Raw genomic sequence first — 16,688 nt, forward strand, 5'->3', positions numbered from 1 at the left:
AATTTGTTCAACAAACGGTGGGCTTCCTCCGATGGTGAAGCGTCGACAGTTCTATGACTCCATTGCCGCGACTGCTTAAGCATTCGTTTCCTTGTGAGAAATTTGTCAACTGTTCTTGACAATATCAATGTATACATGGACACGTGCCCACCGACTTGGATATTTGGATCTTGGGTGCGGCACGCAAACACCGCAGAGTGCCCTGAGCTTGCACAGGGAACTCGTGCAGCTTCGCGCCCAGCTCAAGGCACAGGATAAGGAAATTCGACGTCTGAAGAAAGAGAATGACTTTCTGGAAGAAGCAAACGTTTTTTTCGCCGCGAGCCGTCTGAAGGCAACAAAAACGAACGTATGAAGTTTATTGCGTTCAAGACGGCAGACGGCGCACACAAAGGGAATATCAGTTTTTATTGCAGACTGCAAGCCGAACGGTATCACAAAAACAGATCAGCAGGCACAGATGTCGGAGGATCTCCTGCACCGTGATTTTCATGCCGACACACCTCTTTCCAAGTGTGTCACCGACATGACAGAGATTCCTGCGTGTGATAGAAAACTCTATATTTCAGCACTCTTTGACTGCTATGACGCTGGGGTGCTCGGACTTTCTATGGATACGAATATGAGGGCTTCTCTGTGTGTGCAGATGCTTGATAACGCCATGATTTCCTACCCAATGCTCAGGGGAGCAATCCTGCACTCGGATCGCGGCAGCCAATACACGAGTCAGCTGTATCGGGAGGCAATCCAAAACTATGGAATCCGTCAAAGTATGAACAGTGCCGGTGGACGCTGTTATGATAATGCGTGTTGTGAGAGTATGTGGGCGCGTATGAAGTCGGAGCTTCTCTACGGACGCTATGACACGAAGAAGATGACAACGGAAGAGTTGAAGGTTCTGGTTTGGCGATACTTCATGAGCTATTGGAACAACCGCCGAATTTGTTCCACAAACGGTGGGCTTCCTCCGATGGTGAAACGTCGACAGTTCTATGACTCTATTGCCGCAAACACTTAAACGTTTGTTCCCTTGTGAGAAATTTGTCAACTGTTCTTGACAATATCATAATGACCGCGACCGCCACAATAGTGGAGTCTCTGTTGAGTTGACCGGGCGGATCATTTTCTTTGATGCGCACTTGCGCGTGATGGGAGGCGTTCATTGTGGAAGCCTTGCATGTCTGCGTATGCGTGCTCTTGTCTCCGCCCTGAAATAAGGGGACCGAGCGACCCATCACAAAATCGCACTTTGACGTCTACCGATTTTGGTAGGCGTTATTTTTATGTGTAGGAGCGAGGGCTTTGAGCACGTTCTATGCTTATCGATAATACTCCTTTAGCTGATCCAAGCTTAAGTCGAGGCCACATTTTCTAAGGGCTTCAATGCGCTCATAATATAGCTTCTCCAAAATAGGTTCTTTATCTTCGAACCTACCATAATGAAGCAAATTATGACAATGGCTGCAAAGAGATACAATGTTTTCCATTACATCCAGACTATAGTTAAAATCCTTGAATTTGCTAATAGGAATGAGATGGTGCGGCTCAGTATAGCCCTTTCCATTTTTTCTTAGGAAGATTCTATCCTCAGCATTTACTTCACAAATATAGCTAGCACGCTTTAATGCGTCGGCTGCTCGTTTTGGATCTCTTTTTGGCAGTTCTCTTCCTGTCATGGATGATGTTACGGTTATCTGTGGAGCCATTTCCCCAGTCCATTCAGGGGGCACTGTCTCGTCGTCCAGCAAGTTGTTAATCTCTTCTTGTTCTATGGTATCATATTCAGGATCTTTATCTCTTAGGATTTCTATTAATGCAGATTGAATCGTTTTAAGTAGGCCCGGCTCCTTTTGAATTGTAGCAGCTTTCTCAAGAATAAATACTGCATGTTCAGGTGCAAGGTGACACATGTACTGTTGCTTGCCTCTTCCGTTGACCATGAATGCACTGTCTTTTTGGTAATGCTGGCTGAACCATTCCATATAATCGGTTATTTTTAGAGGTGTATCAAAAGTGAAATAGCTTGTATCGATCCGATACCCTTCGTTATCCCAATCTACCGATGTGTTTGCTGCTTTTAGTGCTGCTGGTTGCATCGATTCATAACAATCAACCTGAGCAATGCTGATCGCCATAATCTTGGTGTTTGAGTTATGTAGAATGAAGTCTCCTTTTTTCACATGCGTCATTGTTTTATAGCCAGCATTTTTTCTACCGGATTTGGTTCTTTGCGGGGACCATACATATCCTCCAGAGCATTCTTCATTATATGTTTCTCCTTGGAACACGTAAAAGACAGCCATGATTATCCTCCTAAGAGTAGCTATTGTATTACTTCTTTATTGATCGCTAGGATATGGTGTTCCGGTTATTTGCTCATAAACAATGTTAAACATATTTCGAGCGTACAGATAGTAGTGTAATATATCTCTGACCTTCGGACTCACCATACGATTGGAGGGGAATCCATTCTCCATTTTCATAAACTTGTGGAGGTTGCGTTCGATCTTTCCTGAAGCGAAATGTTCGTGTTTGATATGTGCTAGTATCACCGGTTATATTCATCGTATACGCAATATATCTAGATGAGCAGGTCTCGTATGTTTCATCCTCATCGTTGTAGGTACAGGAAATTAAATCTACGTATCCGCAATAGTTGGCATGGGCATAAGAGAGCGGGTAGTTTGGATCGTTATCCAGATATTGGGGGGTAGCCTCGACATGAACGGACACGGAAATAAGCGAAAAGATAACGAGTAAGAATGGGTATCGGAGTAATTTATTCATAAGATCATCTCCTTTATGGAGAGATTTCGTTAAACAGGAAAAAAATCCTTTTTATAAAGAATGGATGGTGTATATGAACCTATATAGCAAACTCTTTCGTTCACGGGACAAGCCCAGAAATCATCTCGGCGGCTTGTCTTTTTTGTTTGGTCAGACGGCGGCAGGCAAGGCGGTCAACGAACGGACGGCAATGCAGACAACGGCAGTCTATGCATGTGTGCGCATCCTCACGGAATCCATCGCAGGGCTGTCGCTTCACGTCTACGTCTACCAAGGGCAGGACAAGGAGCACGTGCCGGAGCACCCGTTGTACTTTCTGCTCCACGATACGCCGAATCCCGAGATGACGAGTTTCGTCTTTCGTGAGACGCTCATGGCACATCTCCTCCTGTGGGGGAATGCTTACGCACAAATATATGCTCATGGAGTACAAGGGAAACGTCGCCGTCAAGATTGATGGGATTGCGGCTTCTGCTGCATCTGTCGTTGCAATGGCAGGATCAATCGTGGTGATTTCACCCTTGGAATGGTAGGAGATTAGTATAGCAGGGTTCGGGGAAGGGGGGAAGCTATATCACGCCCCACACGACCGCGATCACGAGCGCAGGCAGGAAGTTTGCGACACGGATGTAGGGCAGGGGTCATGAGGTTCGTGCCGACGGTGAAGATGAGAATGCTGCCCACATAGCTGAGGTTGCTGAGTGCGGCGTCCGTCATAAGCGGCTCAATAGCGCCCGCTGCGAGAAAGATCGCGCCCTCAAAGACACCAACGGAGAGCGCGGAGAAGATGCATCCCTTCCCGAGTGTTGCTGTGAGCAGCATAATGACGATGCCGTCGAGCACGCTTTTCGCAAAGAGGATGGAGGGATCACCGAGGAGGCTGTCGCTGACCGCGCCGATGACGGACATTGCACCGACGCAGATGGTGAGGGACGCGCTGACGAACCCATCGATGAAATGCGTGTCCCCGCTGCTGCCTGACACGCGTTTCAGCCACGCGCCGAACGCCGTCATGCGATCCTCGAGGTTCAGAATCTCGCCGATGATCGCGCCGCCGATGAGGGAGACGAGCATCATGTCGATGTCGACAAAGGCGAGATGCCCGTCCGTGCCAACAACGAGCATCTTGCTGAGTGCGCCGCCGAGTCCGAGGAAGATCACGGAGAGCGCACATGCGCGCATGAGCGTCGCCTGAAAACGCTCCGCAAGGAAGCGCCCGCTCCCGAGCCCCAAGGCGCCGCCGATCAGAACCGCGACCACATTTGCGAGCACACCCATTCCCGGCATAGCCTCATATCCTTTCCATAAATGAATGTTTATTGTACTTCATTTCGCGATGTATGTAAACCGTCATCGCGTGGGTACATAAAATCTCCCGTCACACAGGGATGGGAGATAGAATGCCTGTTGCTTAGGGAAGCACTGATAAATTCAGCTTATGCCTCTTGATGCATCTGTTTTCGCCCTGCCTGTGCCCTAGAATCCTCCATATAGCCCTTGCTATGCGTCCGGTTTTCCTCCTCAATCGGACAGAAAAATCTACGCCAATCTGACAGACTTCATTTTATCAGCGATTCCTTAAATTCGTGATCATGTTGTACGTTTGCTGCCATTTTGACCTCTCCTTCTCCTCTTTGACTTCATCTAAAATCCTTGCGAAGAAGTTGTCAACTTTATTTATACAACATCATTTATACAACATCACCTTTCTGCGTAGCTATTTCGCCTTTGTGCAAAAATGTCTGTGTTATTCCCGTGAAGCCTTGCGGTTGCTTGGTTTATAGATGCGTTGTAAAACTTGATATACCAAAACCTTGCATATACGGCGCATATCTGCTATAACTAATTGTATATCTCTATCTCAATCTGTGTTGGGGAAGCACTGATAAATTCAGCCGCGCCATCTTAGCGTATCTTTTTTGCCCGCTTTTTGTCGGCAAATCCTCCACATAGCTTTGGCTATGCGTCCGGTTTGCCTCCTCAATCGGACAGAAAAATCTACGCCAATCTGCAGGACTTCATTTTATCAGCGATTCCCTGGATATGTGCATATTTTCTGTGAGGAGTGACAGCGATGAAGCTGGTTGTGACGATTGTTGGGCGGGATCAGGTCGGTATTGTGGCGATGGTGAGCGGGATTCTCGCGGAGCAGCGCGTGAACATCCTGAATGTGAATCAGAATATCATGGACGGTTTTTTCAACATGGTAATGATTGCGGAGATGCCGGACGATGCACAGATCCGCTTGAAGGACTTGCAGGATCTCCTGCGGCAGAAGGGCGAGGAGCGCGGGCTTGAAATCAAGCTCCAACATCAGGAGATTTTTCAAGTGATGCACAGTGTTTGAGCGAGGAGCGGCAGAGTGATTACATTTGAGGATATCCGCGAAACCAATCGGATGATTACGGAAAACCGTCTCGATGTACGCACGATTACGATGGGGATTTCCCTGCGTGACTGTGCGCACCCGAACATTGACAAGTTCTGTCAAAATGTATACGAGAAGATCACGCGCTCGGCAGAGTATCTCGTGCGGACGGGCGAGGATATCGAAACGGAGTACGGCATTCCCATCATCAACAAGCGCATCTCCGTCACGCCGATTGCGATTGCGGCGGACGCGTGTCAGACGGATTCGTTTGTGCCCGTGGCGGAGGCGCTTGACCGCGCGGCAAAGGCGGTCGGGGTCGACTTTATCGGCGGGTTTTCTGCACTCGTTGAAAAGGGCATGACGCATGGCGATCGCGTACTCATCGACTCGATCCCGCAGGCGATGGCGGCGACGGACATTGTCTGCTCGTCGGTGAACATCGGCTCGACGAAGGCAGGCATCAACATGGATGCAGTGCGCGAGATGGGCGATGTGATCAAGCGCACGGCGGAGTTGACGCGCGAGCAGGAGGCAATCGGCTGTGCGAAGATCGTTGTGTTCTGCAACGCACCCGGAGATAATCCATTTATGGCGGGGGCGTTTCACGGCGTTGCCGAGGGTGACCGCGTCATCAACGTCGGCGTCAGCGGGCCCGGTGTCGTCAAGCACGCACTTGAGGATCTGAAGGGCGCGGACTTTACGGAGGTCGCGGAGACGATCAAGCGTACGGCGTTTAAGATTACACGCGTAGGACAGCTCGTTGCGCGTGAGGCGTCACGCCGGCTGGGTGTGCCGTTCGGCATCATTGACCTTTCGCTTGCGCCGACCTCAGAGGTCGGGGACAGTGTGGCACGCATTCTTGAGGAGATGGGGCTTGAGGCGTGCGGTGCTCCCGGCACGACGGCGGCGCTTGCGCTCCTCAACGACGCGGTCAAGAAGGGCGGGCTCATGGCGAGCTCCCATGTCGGTGGTCTTTCGGGTGCGTTTATCCCAGTCAGCGAGGATGAGGGCATGATCGACGCTGTTGAGTGCGGCAGCCTCTCGATTGAAAAGCTTGAGGCGATGACCTGTGTTTGTTCGGTCGGATTGGATATGATTGCGATTGAGGGGGATACGCCCGCCGCAACGATTTCTGCAATCATCGCAGATGAGGCGGCAATTGGCATGGTGAATAACAAGACGACGGCGGTGCGCGTGATCCCCGTGCCCGGCAAGAAGGTCGGTGAGGGGGTATCGTTCGGCGGACTTCTCGGCTATTCGCCGATTGTGCCCGTGCGCAGCGGATTTAGTTCGGCGGCGTTCATCGCGCGCGGTGGGCGGATTCCCGCGCCGACGCGTTCGCTGACGAATTGATATGAGAGTGACGAAAGCCATCAAGGCAGAGCAGCTGCGCATCCTTCGTGAACTCTATCCCAATGCAAAACCTGCGCTGGAATTTCGGACTCCGTTCGAGCTTCTCATCGCGGTGATTCTTTCGGCGCAGTGCACAGATGTGCGCGTAAACATCGTGACGGGGCGCCTTTTCCAATATGCGAATACACCCGAGGCGATTGCCGCACTCGGACAGGAAAAACTTGAGACGGCGATCCATGACTGTGGCTTTTTCCGTATGAAGGCAAAGCACATTCTGGAGACGTGTGACATCCTTCTGCAGCAGTACGGTGGGGAGGTACCCGCAGACTTTGAGGCACTGCAAAAACTTCCAGGGGTTGGGAGAAAGACGGCGAATGTTGTGATGAGCGTCGCGTTTCACGCGCCCGCCATCGCCGTCGACACGCATGTATTTCGCGTGGCGAACCGCCTGCACCTTGCGGTCGGAAAGACACCGCTTGAGGTGGAGAAGGGGCTGCAAAAGGCGATTCCGCGTGAGGACTGGAGCGATGCACATCACTGGCTGATCCTGCACGGGCGGCAGCTGTGCAAGGCGCGCAAGCCCCTCTGCGGGGATTGCCCTCTGAGCCCTCTTTGTCCAAGCAGTATGGCATAGTATTCCGACGAAAGGAGTGTGAGGGCATGATCTACCGCAAGGCACGATTTGATGACATCGAGTCTATCTATAACCTCGTGCATATCTATGCGGCACAGGGAGAAATGCTCCCGCGCTCGCGTAATACACTTTACGAAAATCTGCGTGATATGATTGTCGCAGAGGATGAAGGGGCGGTCGTCGGAGTCGGTGCCCTGCATATCATGTGGGATCGACTCGCTGAGGTGCGTATGATGGCGATTGCGCCTGAGCGCATGCGGAAAGGGATCGGCTCGGAGATTGTCGGATATCTGCTCGATGAGGGCGATGCGCTCGGGATCGAGAAGGTGTTTACCCTCACGTATAAACCGGAGTTTTTTCGCAAACTTGGCTTTATCCGCATCAGTCGGGAAGAACTGCCGCAGAAGGTTTGGAAAGAGTGCATTGACTGCCCGAAGTATCCAAACTGCGATGAGATTGCTATGATCAAGGTATGATGGAGGCGTATTATGATTGTTGTTATGAACCCAAGAGCCACACAGGAAAATATCGATCAAGTCACGGCGAAGATCGAGCAGGCAGGGCTGCGCACGCATCTCTCGAAGGGAGAGGATCGCTTCATCATTGGTGTGATCGGCGATAAGAAACTCATTGCGGGACTTGAGATGAATATGATGGAAGGAGTTGAAAAGACAGTACGTATTACAGAGAAATATAAACTTGTCAGCCGCGATTTCCATCCAGCAAACACGATTGTGGACGTGGCAGGATTCCCCGTCGGTGGTGAGCAGCTTGCCATTATGGCGGGACCCTGCTCGGTCGAAAGTTACGATCAGGTTTACGAAGTGGCTGTCAAGGTCAAGGAAGCCGGTGCACAGTTTCTGCGCGGCGGCGCGTTCAAGCCGCGTACAAGCCCATACGATTTTCAGGGACTTGGGCTTGAGGGGCTGAAGATCCTCCGTGATGTGGGGGACAAGACGGGGCTGCGTGTTGTGACCGAAATCGTGGATAAGGACGATATCGAGGTCGTATCGGAGTATGCGGATCTGCTTCAGGTCGGGGCACGCAATATGCAGAATTTCCAAATGCTCAAGGCGCTCGGAAAAATACAGACGCCTGTGCTCTTTAAGCGTGGTCTGTCCGCGACCATCAGCGAATGGCTGAATGCTGCCGAGTACATTGCCTCCGGTGGAAATGAGAATATTATCTTCTGCGAGCGCGGCATCCGTACTTATGAAACATTTACACGCAATACGATGGATCTCAACGCAGTCGCTGCGCTCAAGGAGCTGACGCATTTCCCTGTCATCGCAGACCCCAGTCACGGGACGGGACGCTGGCAGATGGTGCGTCCGCTGGCGCGTGCCTCGGTCGCCGTCGGAGCAGACGGTCTCATCATCGAGGTGCACTGTCATCCGGAATGTGCGCTCTCGGACGGCGATCAGAGCCTCGTGCCGCGCAACTTTGAGCAGCTGATGGATGAGGTGCGTCAGATCGCGCCCGCCGTCGGACGGCGCGCATGAGCAGGACGAAGCTCGCCATCATCGGGGTCGGACTCATCGGCGGCTCGCTCGGACTCTGTCTCAAGGCTGCGCTTGGCGATGACATCTATATCACGGGGCTTTGCCGCACCGAGCGGTCTATGTGCGCGGCAGTGGAATGCGGCGCGGTGGATGAGGCTTCGTCTGACCTTGCGGCTGTGGTCGGGGATGCGGATGTTGTGTATCTCAGCCCACCGGTCTTGCAGATTGTACCGATGGTGGAGCGCATGCTGCCGTATTTGAAGCCGGGTGCAATCCTCACCGATGCGGGAAGCACAAAGGGATATGTATATGAGGGGCTGCATAAGATTCTGCCGCCTTCCGTCTACTATGTGCCGGGACATCCGATGACGGGGCGTGAGAAGAGCGGTGTGGAGGCGGCCTCGAAGGATCTCTTTGCACACAAGGCGTATGTCATCATCGATGATCCGCAGGTGCCGCAGGAAGTCAAAACACGCCTGATGGAGCTTCTGCGCCATACCAAAGCGAATTTTACCACGCTTGATCTCGCGCAGCATGACCGCTGTGCGGCGGTCATCAGCCATGTGCCGCATCTGGCGGCGGCGGCACTCGTTACGCTCCTCAACCGCAGCGGCGACGATCTGGACTCCTGCCTCAAGCTCATCGGCGGCGGTTTCAAGGACACGACGCGCATTGCCTCGTCAAATGCGGATATGTGGGCGGATATCTGCATGACGAATGGGAAGCCGATCATAGACGCACTGCGGGAGCTGCAAAATATTCTCGGTGAGGTTGCTGCGGCGGTGGAGGCAGGGGATCGTCAAGCTGTGCATGACTATTTTGTCGCTTCAAAGGCACGTCGCGATGGTATTCTGCACGATGCGGAACAAAAATTTGATACAAATTGATGTTTTTTGGGATCTCCCTCTTTTTTTTAGAACGTATATATGCTATGATAAAAGCGGCTATGTGTGTACGAAAAACCTGTAGGGGGTATTACCGTGAAGAAAACAAGAATATCCACACGGCGTCAATCCGAGATCTTGCAGTATATCAAAGATTTTTTGGTGGAAAAGGGATATCCGCCCTCGGTGCGCGAGATCGGCACAGCGGTCGGGCTGAAGTCCAGCTCGACCGTGCATCGCTATCTTGCGATGCTTGAGGAGAACGGCGCGATCCGACGGGACGCGACAAAGCCCCGCGCCATCGACATCATGGGGGAGAATCCGTGGGGACGTACGATCCCTGTGCCGCTGGTCGGTACGGTAACAGCGGGGGAGCCAATTCTCGCAGAACAGAATGTCGAGGAGGTCTTCTCCTTTCCGCGCGGACTCATCGGTACGGCGGAGGATGTTTTCATGCTGCGCATTCAGGGGGACAGTATGATCAATGTCGGCATCTTTGACGGGGATTTTGTCCTTGTACGTCAGCAGCCGACGGCGAATAACGGCGAAATTGTAGTCGCGCTTGTCGATGGCGAGTCGGCGACGGTGAAGCGCTTCTTCCGCGAGAAAAACTGCATTCGTCTGCAGCCGGAAAACGACAGCATGGAGCCATTCTATGAGACGGACGTGCAGATTCTAGGCAAGGTCATTGGACTCTACCGTCATATTTGAGGCATATCGGGAGAGCACTGTGCGAAAAGCATGGTGCTCTCTTTTCATTTGTCCCGAGGAATGATATAATAATTCTGTTTTTCTGTCATTTGAGAGGTGACTATGGCAAAGGAATTGCGCAGCGGCTATACGACGGGTGCCTGTGCAGCAGCAGGGGTCAAGGCTGCGTTTCTCTTTATGGCGGGGGCGGACTGGCATGAGATTGAGCTAATGGCACTTGACGGGACGCCCCTGACGATTCCCGTAAAGGATGTTGTGGAGACTGACGAGGGGATTCGCGCCGAGGTAGTGAAGTTCTCGGGGGATGATCCCGATATCACAAACGGCGTTTCCGTGTTCACGACGGTCGCGCTTCACGATGGGGCGGGCATCGAGTTTCGTGCGGGCGAGGGGGTCGGCACGGTGACGAAGCGCGGCATGAGTCTCCCCGTCGGAGAACCGTCCATCAACGAGGGACCGCGGACGCTGATTCGCCATGTGATTGAGGAGATGACAGGGCACGCTGACTTTGGTGCACGTGTGACCATCTCCATCCCTGCGGGTGTGGAACTTGCAAAGAAAACACTGAATCCCGTGCTCGGCATTGAGGGCGGGATCTCTGTGATCGGGACGACGGGGGTTCTCCGCCCCATGTCGGAGGAGGCGTTCAAGGACTCCCTTGTGCCGCAGATCGATGTGGCGCTTGCAGCAGATGCGCCTGTGCTCGTCTTCGTGCCGGGAAAGATTGGGGAGCGGATCGCGCTCTCGCTTGGCATACCGCAGACGGCGCTCATCGAGACAAGCAATTTTATCGGATTTATGCTGGATCGTGCGGCAGAGCGCGGGGCGGAGAAAATTCTCATCCTCGGACATACGGGCAAACTCGTGAAGGTGGCGGCAGGCGTCTTTCATACGCACAACCGCATTGCGGATGCACGCCTTGAGACGCTTGCCGCATACGCAGCGGCAGAGGGGCTGGCACAGGATGGTGTGCGTGCCGTTCTTGCGGCGAATACGACGGAGGATGCGATGGAGATCATCGCCGCTGCCGGTCTGATGGAGCGCGTCTGTGCAGTGATCGCAGAGCGTGTGCACGTCCGTGCGGAGCGCTATCTCTTTGGCAAGGTTCAGGTCGGTGCGCTGATGGTGAACTTTGCGGGCGATATTCTGGGCGCAGATGCACGGGCATATTCCTTTGCCGCGAGATATGGATGGAGACTGGTGCATTGAGTCATAAGATAATCGTCGTTGGCATTGGCCCGGGAGACCCTGCCTATTTGTTGCCAAAAGCACGGAAAATAATAGAGGATGCGCGTATCATCGTCGGAGGAAAGCGTGCGCTTGCGGATTACGCACACGACGGTGTGCGCGCGTGCGCCATCGGTGCAGACATTCCGGCTGTTCTGGCGTTTATTCAGGATGGGCTCGCCGAGGATAACGTGGTGGTCATGGTCTCGGGTGATCCCGGCTACTATTCGCTCCTCGACGCACTGCGGCGTACATTTTCCATTGCACAGATTGATGTTGTGCCGGGAATCAGCTCGCTGCAGCTCGCGTTTGCGCGGCTGGCACTTCCGTGGCACGCGGCACGCCTTCTCAGCTTTCACGGGCGGGAACCTCAGGCGGAGGAGCTTTTTCGTGCGCCGGGTGCCGTGCTCGGTATGCTGACGGACGGGCGAAACAACTCACAGACGATTGCTGCGCGGCTTTTGGCGCGCGGTTGGCAGGAAGCGGATCGCATGTATGTCTGTACGCGGCTTTCATACCCGGATGAAAAAATTTTAGAAACGACATTGGGTGCAGCGGCGGATGACGAGGGGATCGGGCACGGGGTCATCATCGTATGCGCACAGGAGGCTGTATGAATCTTGGAATAAAGGACGAAGCGTTTGTCCGAGGCAAGGTGCCGATGACGAAGGAGGAAATCCGTATCCTCACGCTTGTCAAGGCACAGATCGCACCGGATGCAGTGATCTATGATGTCGGCGCGGGCACCGGATCGCTGTCGATTGAGGCTGCGCGGCTTGCTCCGGCAGGGCACGTTTATGCGATTGAAAAAAATCCGGAGGCCATCGGTCTGATCGCGGAGAATGCGAAGCGCTTCGGGGCAGAGAATATTACTGCCATTGAGGGGACTGCTCCCGATGCTTTGGCGGGGCTGCCCGCACTTGATGTGGCTCTGATCGGCGGCAGCGGACGTAAGCTTTCGGATATTCTGGACATCATCGGGGAGCGTCTGCGTCCTGCGGGTCGTATTGTGGCGAACGCGATCACCATGCAGACGGTAGCCGCCTGTCTGGACTATTTTCATGCACACGCAGATCGCTATACATACGAGGCGATACAGGTGCAGATCAACCGACTGGAGCGCGTCGGCTCGTACGATATGGCAAAGGCGCTCAACCCCATCTATATCATTACGGCTCAGAGAAAGTGAGGAATATATATGATCCATATTGTCGGTGCGGGACCCGGTGATCCCGAGCTTATCACGGTGAAGGGAGCGCGCTATCTTGCGGAGGCGGATGTCGTCATCTATGCCGGGTCGCTCGTCAATCCCGCACTTCTCGCCATGTGCAAGGAGGGTGCGGAGATTCACAACTCGGCATCCATGACGCTCGACGAGGTCGTAGAGACCATTGCTCGAGCAGAGGCCGCGGGTAAGATGACGGTGCGCCTGCATACGGGCGATCCCGCGATCTACGGTGCGATTCAGGAGCAGATGGACGCGTGGAAGAAGCGTGGCTTTGAATACGATGTCGTTCCCGGCGTGAGTTCCTTCCTCGGAACAGCGGCAGCACTTAGGCAGGAGTATACGCTGCCCGGCATTTCACAGACGGTCATTATCACGCGCAACGAGGGACGTACGCCTGTTCCGGAGCGTGAGAAGCTGCGCAGCCTTGCCGCACATCATGCGACCATGTGCATCTTTCTCTCGATTGCGATGATTGAAGAGGTTGTGGCGGAACTCATCGCGGGCGGCTATGAGGAAAAAACGCCGATTGCCATTGTGCAGCGCGCAACGTGGCCGGAGCAGAAGATTCTGCGCGGGACGCTCGCGACGATTGCCGCACAGGTGAAGGCGGAGGAGATCGACCGTACGGCGATGATTGTGGTGGGGGACTGCCTCGATACAAAATATAATCTCTCGCAGCTCTATGATGCCGGGTTCTCGCACATGTTTCGGGATGCGAAGTCGTGAGAACAGCGCTCTTTGCCTTGACGGAGGGCGGTGCACAGCTTGTCCGCCGTCTCGCGGAGGCTGTGGAGGGCGGCGGTACGATCTATCTGCCCGAGCGTATGCGTGGCAGCGTTTCCACAGCGCATGACATCGTATATTTTGCGCGTCTTGCAGATGTGATCAAGACGGCGTTTACGCGCTATGACGCCATGATCTGCGTGATGGCGACGGGCATTGTTGTACGCATGCTTGCACCTTGTGTCGAGAGCAAGCTGTACGATCCCGCCGTACTCGTCTTCGATGAGGCGGGGCGGCATGGCATCAGCCTTCTCTCGGGGCACATTGGCGGCGCTAATGAACTCACACGAGAGCTGTGCGCGGCGGTGGGCGCCGACCCTGTCATTACGACGGCGACGGACGTGACAGGCGCTCTTGCGCCGGATGTGCTGGCGGCACGACTGGCGCTCCGTCCCGTGCCGAAATCTGCGATACAGGTGCTCAATACGGCTCTGCTTGCGGGGAAAGAGATCGCATACTATATTGCGCATGATCTGCCGCACGCACCGTTCTATGAGGCGCAGCTGCGCACAGAGGAGATACAGGCGCGGCTCTTTCACGGCAGCGTACCGTCGGTTGGTGCAGATGAATACCGCGTCGTTATCATACGTACGGAAGATGTTCCGAACGAAATGGAGCCGCGTACGCTCTATCTCGTCCCGCGCCGCTTGATTGCGGGCATTGGCTGCCGTGCAGGGGTTCCGGAGGCAAAGATCCTGCGCGCACTCACAGAGGCGTGCGGCATGATCGGGCGCGAGCCGTCTGCCATTGATCTTTTTGCAAGCACGACGGTCAAGCGCAGTGAGGCGGGGCTGCTTGCGGCGGCGGCGACCCTCGGGCGGGGGATCCGATTCTATCCGAACGAGGATCTTACAGCGATGATTGAACGATACGGACTCACAGAGTCCGATTTTGTCCGGCAGACGATTGGCGTCGGAAATGTATCCGAGGCCGCAGCGCTCTGTGCGGCAGGAGAAGCAGGGGGGCGCATGGCGCTCGGAAAAACAGCATTTGAGAAAGTGACGGTGGCACTCCTATGGGAAAAATAAGTGTTGTGGGCATCGGCCCCGGCAGTCTGGACGATATGACCTACCGTGCACGGCGCACGATTGAAGAGGCGACGACGGTGGTCGGGTACAAGCGCTATGTGGATCTGATCGCGGAGCTTGTCGAAGGAAAAAAGGTGCTCGATACAGGCATGACGCAGGAGATTGACCGCTGTCGTGCGGCGCTTCAGGAGGCGTCGGCAGGGGAAAATGTCGTTGTCATATCGAGCGGTGATGCCGGCATCTATGGGATGGCAGGGCTTGTCCTCGAATTGCTCGTGAAGATGGATGACGCGGAGAAGCCGGAGTTCGGCGGTGTGATTCCCGGTGTCTCGGCGATGAGCGCGGCGGCAGGGCTTCTTGGTGCGCCCATTATGCACGACTTTGTTGTCATCAGCCTCTCGGATCTCTTGACGCCGTGGGAGATCATTCAGGAGCGTGCCGAACTCGCGGCAAAGGGTGACTTTGTTACGGCGCTCTACAATCCGCGCAGTCATAAGCGCGTGGGGCAGATCAAAGCCGTGCAGGAGATCTTCCTGCGCCACCGTACGTCTGAGACGCCCGTTGGCATTGTGACGGGGGCGAGTCGTGCCAATGAGGCGGTGCTGATTTCGAGGCTCGGCGACTTTACGAAGGAGGACATCAATATGTTCTCGATCGTCATCATCGGCAACTCCAAGACCCGGCAGGTGGGGGACTGGATGATTACGCCGCGCGGCTATCAGAAGCGGGAGCCAGGGCTTTGATTTTCACGGCGGCGGGAACGCAGGATGGGCGTGAAATCGTGCGTCGTCTCTGCGCTGCGGGGCATGATGTGGCAGCATCGGTTGTCAGTACTTACGGACAGCAGCTCCTTGCCGAGCAGGAGGAGGGGAGCCGCGGACATCTCCTCATCAACGATACGCCGCTCGATGAGGCTGGGCTGCATGACTTTTTCAGCGCGCACGGGATTCACGTCTTTGTGGATGCAACGCACCCCTACGCGGTCAATGTCTCACGCAATGCCATGGCGGCGTGTGCGGCGGCGGGGATTCCCTATATTCGCTTCGAGCGTGACCTGACGGATATTTCCTATGAGAATGTGCATCTTGTGCACTCTTATGAGGAGGCGGCGGAGGCTGCGGCGCATTTTGGAAAAAATGTGTTTTTGACGACGGGAAGCCGCAATTTGGAACGTTTCGTCAAGGCAAAGCCGCTTGTAAGCTGCACGCTGATCGCGCGTGTCCTCCCGACTGCGGAGGTGATTGCGCTCTGCGAGGGACTGGGACTGACACCTGCGCAGATCATTGCCATGCAGGGACCGTTTTCGCGTGAACTCAATCGAGCCATGTATGAAAAGTATGGGGCAGATGTCATTGTGACGAAGAACAGCGGAACAATCGGCGGTACGGACGCAAAATTTCAGGCGGCGGCAGACCTGAATCTGCCCGTCATTGTGATTGATCGTCCCATACTGAATTATCCGCATCTGGCGCATACGTATGAAGATGTGAAGCATTTTGTCGATTCGGTGAGTGAATCGCAGAGATAGGAGTTTTTATGGATTTCATCAAGGAACCGATGGCGATTGAAAATCGCAGCATGGAGCTGATTGTACCCCATCTGGAGGGGCTTGGACTGGATGAGCGGGCGACGAAGCTCTATTCGCGTCTGATCCACGCCTCCGGCGATGTTGGCTATGCGCCGATCACGCGTGTGCATCCGGCGGCGATTGACCGTGCCATCGAGGCACTGAAGGCAGGGGCTCATATCTATACGGATGTCGAGATGGTGCGTACGGGCATTAACAAGAAAAAGCTCGCCTCATTCGGCGGTGAGGTGCACTGCCTCGTGGCGGATCCCGATGTCGCCGTGCGCGCAAAAGCAGAGGGCATTACGCGTTCGATGGTCGCCATGCGTCAGTTTGGAAAGGATCTCGACGGGAATATTGTTGCCATTGGAAACGCGCCCACGGCGCTCTTTGAGGTGCTGCGCCTCGTGCGCGAAGAGGGGATCCGTCCCGCCTGCATTGTCGGCATTCCCGTTGGTTTTGTTGGGGCGGCGGAGTCCAAGGCTGCGCTTGCGGAAAACGATATTGTTCCCTACATCACCGTCGAGGGCACGAAGGGCGGCAGCCCCATTGCGGCTGCGGCGATCAACGCACTCATGTATCTGATCGACAACACACGCCCCTAAGGAGAGAT

20 protein-coding genes and 2 pseudogenes are annotated in these 16,688 nt (G+C 54.4%); 19 read left to right on the top strand and 3 right to left on the bottom strand.

Annotated features, from left to right (window positions below; all coding sequences use genetic code 11):
• The first annotated feature begins 127 nt into the window (after window positions 1-127).
• Window positions 128-355, top strand: a complete 228-nt coding sequence (locus tag C8273_RS12675; RefSeq protein WP_159060772.1) for a hypothetical protein — start codon at window positions 128-130, stop codon at window positions 353-355.
• Window positions 356-460: 105 nt separating this feature from the next.
• The gene (locus C8273_RS11375) at window positions 461-1,018 is read left to right on the top strand and encodes a DDE-type integrase/transposase/recombinase (protein ID WP_234344073.1); all 558 of its coding nucleotides are present in this window, start codon (window positions 461-463) and stop codon (window positions 1,016-1,018) included.
• A gap of 301 nt (window positions 1,019-1,319) precedes the next feature.
• On the opposite strand, the gene C8273_RS11380 is transcribed toward C8273_RS11375, so the two are convergent.
• Window positions 1,320-2,303, bottom strand: coding sequence for an HNH endonuclease (locus C8273_RS11380; protein ID WP_106627827.1), 984 nt, complete (start codon window positions 2,301-2,303; stop codon window positions 1,320-1,322).
• Window positions 2,304-2,860: 557 nt separating this feature from the next.
• On the opposite strand from C8273_RS11380, the pseudogene C8273_RS13510 reads away from it, so the two are divergent.
• Window positions 2,861-3,214, top strand: a pseudogene (locus tag C8273_RS13510) (phage portal protein); the annotation flags it as partial.
• Window positions 3,204-3,311, top strand: a pseudogene (locus tag C8273_RS13515) (head maturation protease, ClpP-related); the annotation flags it as partial. The pseudogenes C8273_RS13510 and C8273_RS13515, both read left to right, overlap by 11 nt.
• A 13-nt stretch (window positions 3,312-3,324) precedes the next feature.
• On the opposite strand, the gene C8273_RS11390 reads toward C8273_RS13515, so the two are convergent.
• On the bottom strand, window positions 3,325-4,074 hold the full coding sequence (locus tag C8273_RS11390; RefSeq protein ID WP_234344076.1) for a DUF554 domain-containing protein: 750 nt from the start codon (window positions 4,072-4,074) through the stop codon (window positions 3,325-3,327).
• A 569-nt stretch (window positions 4,075-4,643) separates the two neighbouring features.
• On the bottom strand, window positions 4,644-4,772 hold the full coding sequence (locus C8273_RS13315) for a secretion protein HlyD (RefSeq protein WP_106627828.1): 129 nt from the start codon (window positions 4,770-4,772) through the stop codon (window positions 4,644-4,646).
• Between the two features lie 89 nt (window positions 4,773-4,861).
• Here C8273_RS13315 and C8273_RS11405 point away from each other — a divergent pair, with 89 nt between their 5' ends.
• The 15 genes from C8273_RS11405 (at window position 4,862) to C8273_RS11475 (ending at window position 16,680) form a co-directional block, all read left to right on the top strand.
• Window positions 4,862-5,134: an ACT domain-containing protein gene (locus C8273_RS11405; protein ID WP_106627829.1), complete on the top strand. Its 273-nt coding sequence runs from the start codon at window positions 4,862-4,864 to the stop codon at window positions 5,132-5,134.
• Window positions 5,135-5,149: 15 nt separating this feature from the next.
• Window positions 5,150-6,511 carry a PFL family protein gene (locus C8273_RS11410; RefSeq protein WP_106627830.1) on the top strand — a complete coding sequence of 454 codons (1,362 nt, stop codon included), beginning with the start codon at window positions 5,150-5,152 and terminating at the stop codon, window positions 6,509-6,511.
• Between the two features lies 1 nt (window position 6,512).
• Window positions 6,513-7,145: an endonuclease III gene (gene nth / locus C8273_RS11415; RefSeq protein ID WP_106627831.1), complete on the top strand. Its 633-nt coding sequence runs from the start codon at window positions 6,513-6,515 to the stop codon at window positions 7,143-7,145.
• 26 nt (window positions 7,146-7,171) lie between these two features.
• Window positions 7,172-7,621, top strand: a complete 450-nt coding sequence (locus C8273_RS11420) for an N-acetyltransferase (protein WP_106627832.1) — start codon at window positions 7,172-7,174, stop codon at window positions 7,619-7,621.
• 12 nt (window positions 7,622-7,633) lie between these two features.
• Window positions 7,634-8,647 (top strand): 3-deoxy-7-phosphoheptulonate synthase, encoded by a 1,014-nt coding sequence (gene aroF / locus C8273_RS11425; RefSeq protein WP_106627833.1) that lies wholly within the window; start codon window positions 7,634-7,636, stop codon window positions 8,645-8,647.
• Window positions 8,644-9,534: a prephenate dehydrogenase gene (locus tag C8273_RS11430; protein WP_106627834.1), complete on the top strand. Its 891-nt coding sequence runs from the start codon at window positions 8,644-8,646 to the stop codon at window positions 9,532-9,534. Before aroF ends, C8273_RS11430 begins: the two co-directional genes overlap by 4 nt.
• A gap of 93 nt (window positions 9,535-9,627) precedes the next feature.
• On the top strand, window positions 9,628-10,242 hold the full coding sequence (gene lexA / locus C8273_RS11435) for a transcriptional repressor LexA (protein WP_106627835.1): 615 nt from the start codon (window positions 9,628-9,630) through the stop codon (window positions 10,240-10,242).
• Window positions 10,243-10,344: 102 nt separating this feature from the next.
• The gene (gene cbiD / locus C8273_RS11440; protein ID WP_106627836.1) at window positions 10,345-11,451 is read left to right on the top strand and encodes a cobalt-precorrin-5B (C(1))-methyltransferase CbiD; all 1,107 of its coding nucleotides are present in this window, start codon (window positions 10,345-10,347) and stop codon (window positions 11,449-11,451) included.
• A complete protein-coding gene (gene cbiE / locus C8273_RS11445) occupies window positions 11,433-12,086 on the top strand; it encodes a precorrin-6y C5,15-methyltransferase (decarboxylating) subunit CbiE (protein WP_106627837.1) in 654 nt (217 codons plus the stop codon). Before cbiD ends, cbiE begins: the two co-directional genes overlap by 19 nt.
• Complete coding sequence (cbiT, locus tag C8273_RS11450) at window positions 12,083-12,658, top strand: precorrin-6Y C5,15-methyltransferase (decarboxylating) subunit CbiT (RefSeq protein ID WP_106627838.1); 576 nt, start codon at window positions 12,083-12,085, stop codon at window positions 12,656-12,658. Before cbiE ends, cbiT begins: the two co-directional genes overlap by 4 nt.
• Before the next feature lie 9 nt (window positions 12,659-12,667).
• A complete protein-coding gene (gene cobM / locus C8273_RS11455) occupies window positions 12,668-13,423 on the top strand; it encodes a precorrin-4 C(11)-methyltransferase (RefSeq protein ID WP_106627839.1) in 756 nt (251 codons plus the stop codon).
• Window positions 13,420-14,508: a cobalt-precorrin 5A hydrolase gene (locus C8273_RS11460; protein WP_106627840.1), complete on the top strand. Its 1,089-nt coding sequence runs from the start codon at window positions 13,420-13,422 to the stop codon at window positions 14,506-14,508. The genes cobM and C8273_RS11460 overlap by 4 nt, the downstream gene beginning before the upstream one ends.
• Complete coding sequence (gene cobJ, locus C8273_RS11465) at window positions 14,496-15,251, top strand: precorrin-3B C(17)-methyltransferase (protein ID WP_106627841.1); 756 nt, start codon at window positions 14,496-14,498, stop codon at window positions 15,249-15,251. The genes C8273_RS11460 and cobJ overlap by 13 nt, the downstream gene beginning before the upstream one ends.
• Entirely contained in the window at window positions 15,248-16,036 is a 789-nt protein-coding gene (cobK, locus tag C8273_RS11470; RefSeq protein ID WP_106627842.1) for a precorrin-6A reductase, read from the top strand. The genes cobJ and cobK overlap by 4 nt, the downstream gene beginning before the upstream one ends.
• 8 nt (window positions 16,037-16,044) lie before the next feature.
• Window positions 16,045-16,680: a precorrin-8X methylmutase gene (locus C8273_RS11475; protein ID WP_106627843.1), complete on the top strand. Its 636-nt coding sequence runs from the start codon at window positions 16,045-16,047 to the stop codon at window positions 16,678-16,680.
• The last annotated feature ends 8 nt before the right edge of the window (window positions 16,681-16,688 follow it).

Source organism: Candidatus Centipeda massiliensis, from assembly GCF_900290285.1.
Classification (GTDB): domain Bacteria; phylum Bacillota; class Negativicutes; order Selenomonadales; family Selenomonadaceae; genus Centipeda; species Centipeda massiliensis.

Bases quoted from the DNA above. Each gene is read 5' to 3' on its own strand.
- C8273_RS11380 (WP_106627827.1), bottom strand. From the start codon at position 2,303: ATGGCTGTCTTTTACGTGTTCCAAGGAGAAACATATAATGAAGAATGC.
- cobM (WP_106627839.1), top strand. From the start codon at position 12,668: ATGATCCATATTGTCGGTGCGGGACCCGGTGATCCCGAGCTTATCACG.
- cobJ (WP_106627841.1), top strand. From the start codon at position 14,496: ATGGGAAAAATAAGTGTTGTGGGCATCGGCCCCGGCAGTCTGGACGAT.
- nth (WP_106627831.1), top strand. From the start codon at position 6,513: ATGAGAGTGACGAAAGCCATCAAGGCAGAGCAGCTGCGCATCCTTCGT.
- C8273_RS11420 (WP_106627832.1), top strand. From the start codon at position 7,172: ATGATCTACCGCAAGGCACGATTTGATGACATCGAGTCTATCTATAAC.
- C8273_RS11475 (WP_106627843.1), top strand. From the start codon at position 16,045: ATGGATTTCATCAAGGAACCGATGGCGATTGAAAATCGCAGCATGGAG.
- C8273_RS12675 (WP_159060772.1), top strand. From the start codon at position 128: ATGTATACATGGACACGTGCCCACCGACTTGGATATTTGGATCTTGGG.
- cbiD (WP_106627836.1), top strand. From the start codon at position 10,345: ATGGCAAAGGAATTGCGCAGCGGCTATACGACGGGTGCCTGTGCAGCA.
- aroF (WP_106627833.1), top strand. From the start codon at position 7,634: ATGATTGTTGTTATGAACCCAAGAGCCACACAGGAAAATATCGATCAA.
- C8273_RS11405 (WP_106627829.1), top strand. From the start codon at position 4,862: ATGAAGCTGGTTGTGACGATTGTTGGGCGGGATCAGGTCGGTATTGTG.
- C8273_RS11430 (WP_106627834.1), top strand. From the start codon at position 8,644: ATGAGCAGGACGAAGCTCGCCATCATCGGGGTCGGACTCATCGGCGGC.
- cbiE (WP_106627837.1), top strand. From the start codon at position 11,433: ATGGAGACTGGTGCATTGAGTCATAAGATAATCGTCGTTGGCATTGGC.
- C8273_RS11390 (WP_234344076.1), bottom strand. From the start codon at position 4,074: ATGCCGGGAATGGGTGTGCTCGCAAATGTGGTCGCGGTTCTGATCGGC.
- C8273_RS11375 (WP_234344073.1), top strand. From the start codon at position 461: ATGTCGGAGGATCTCCTGCACCGTGATTTTCATGCCGACACACCTCTT.
- cbiT (WP_106627838.1), top strand. From the start codon at position 12,083: ATGAATCTTGGAATAAAGGACGAAGCGTTTGTCCGAGGCAAGGTGCCG.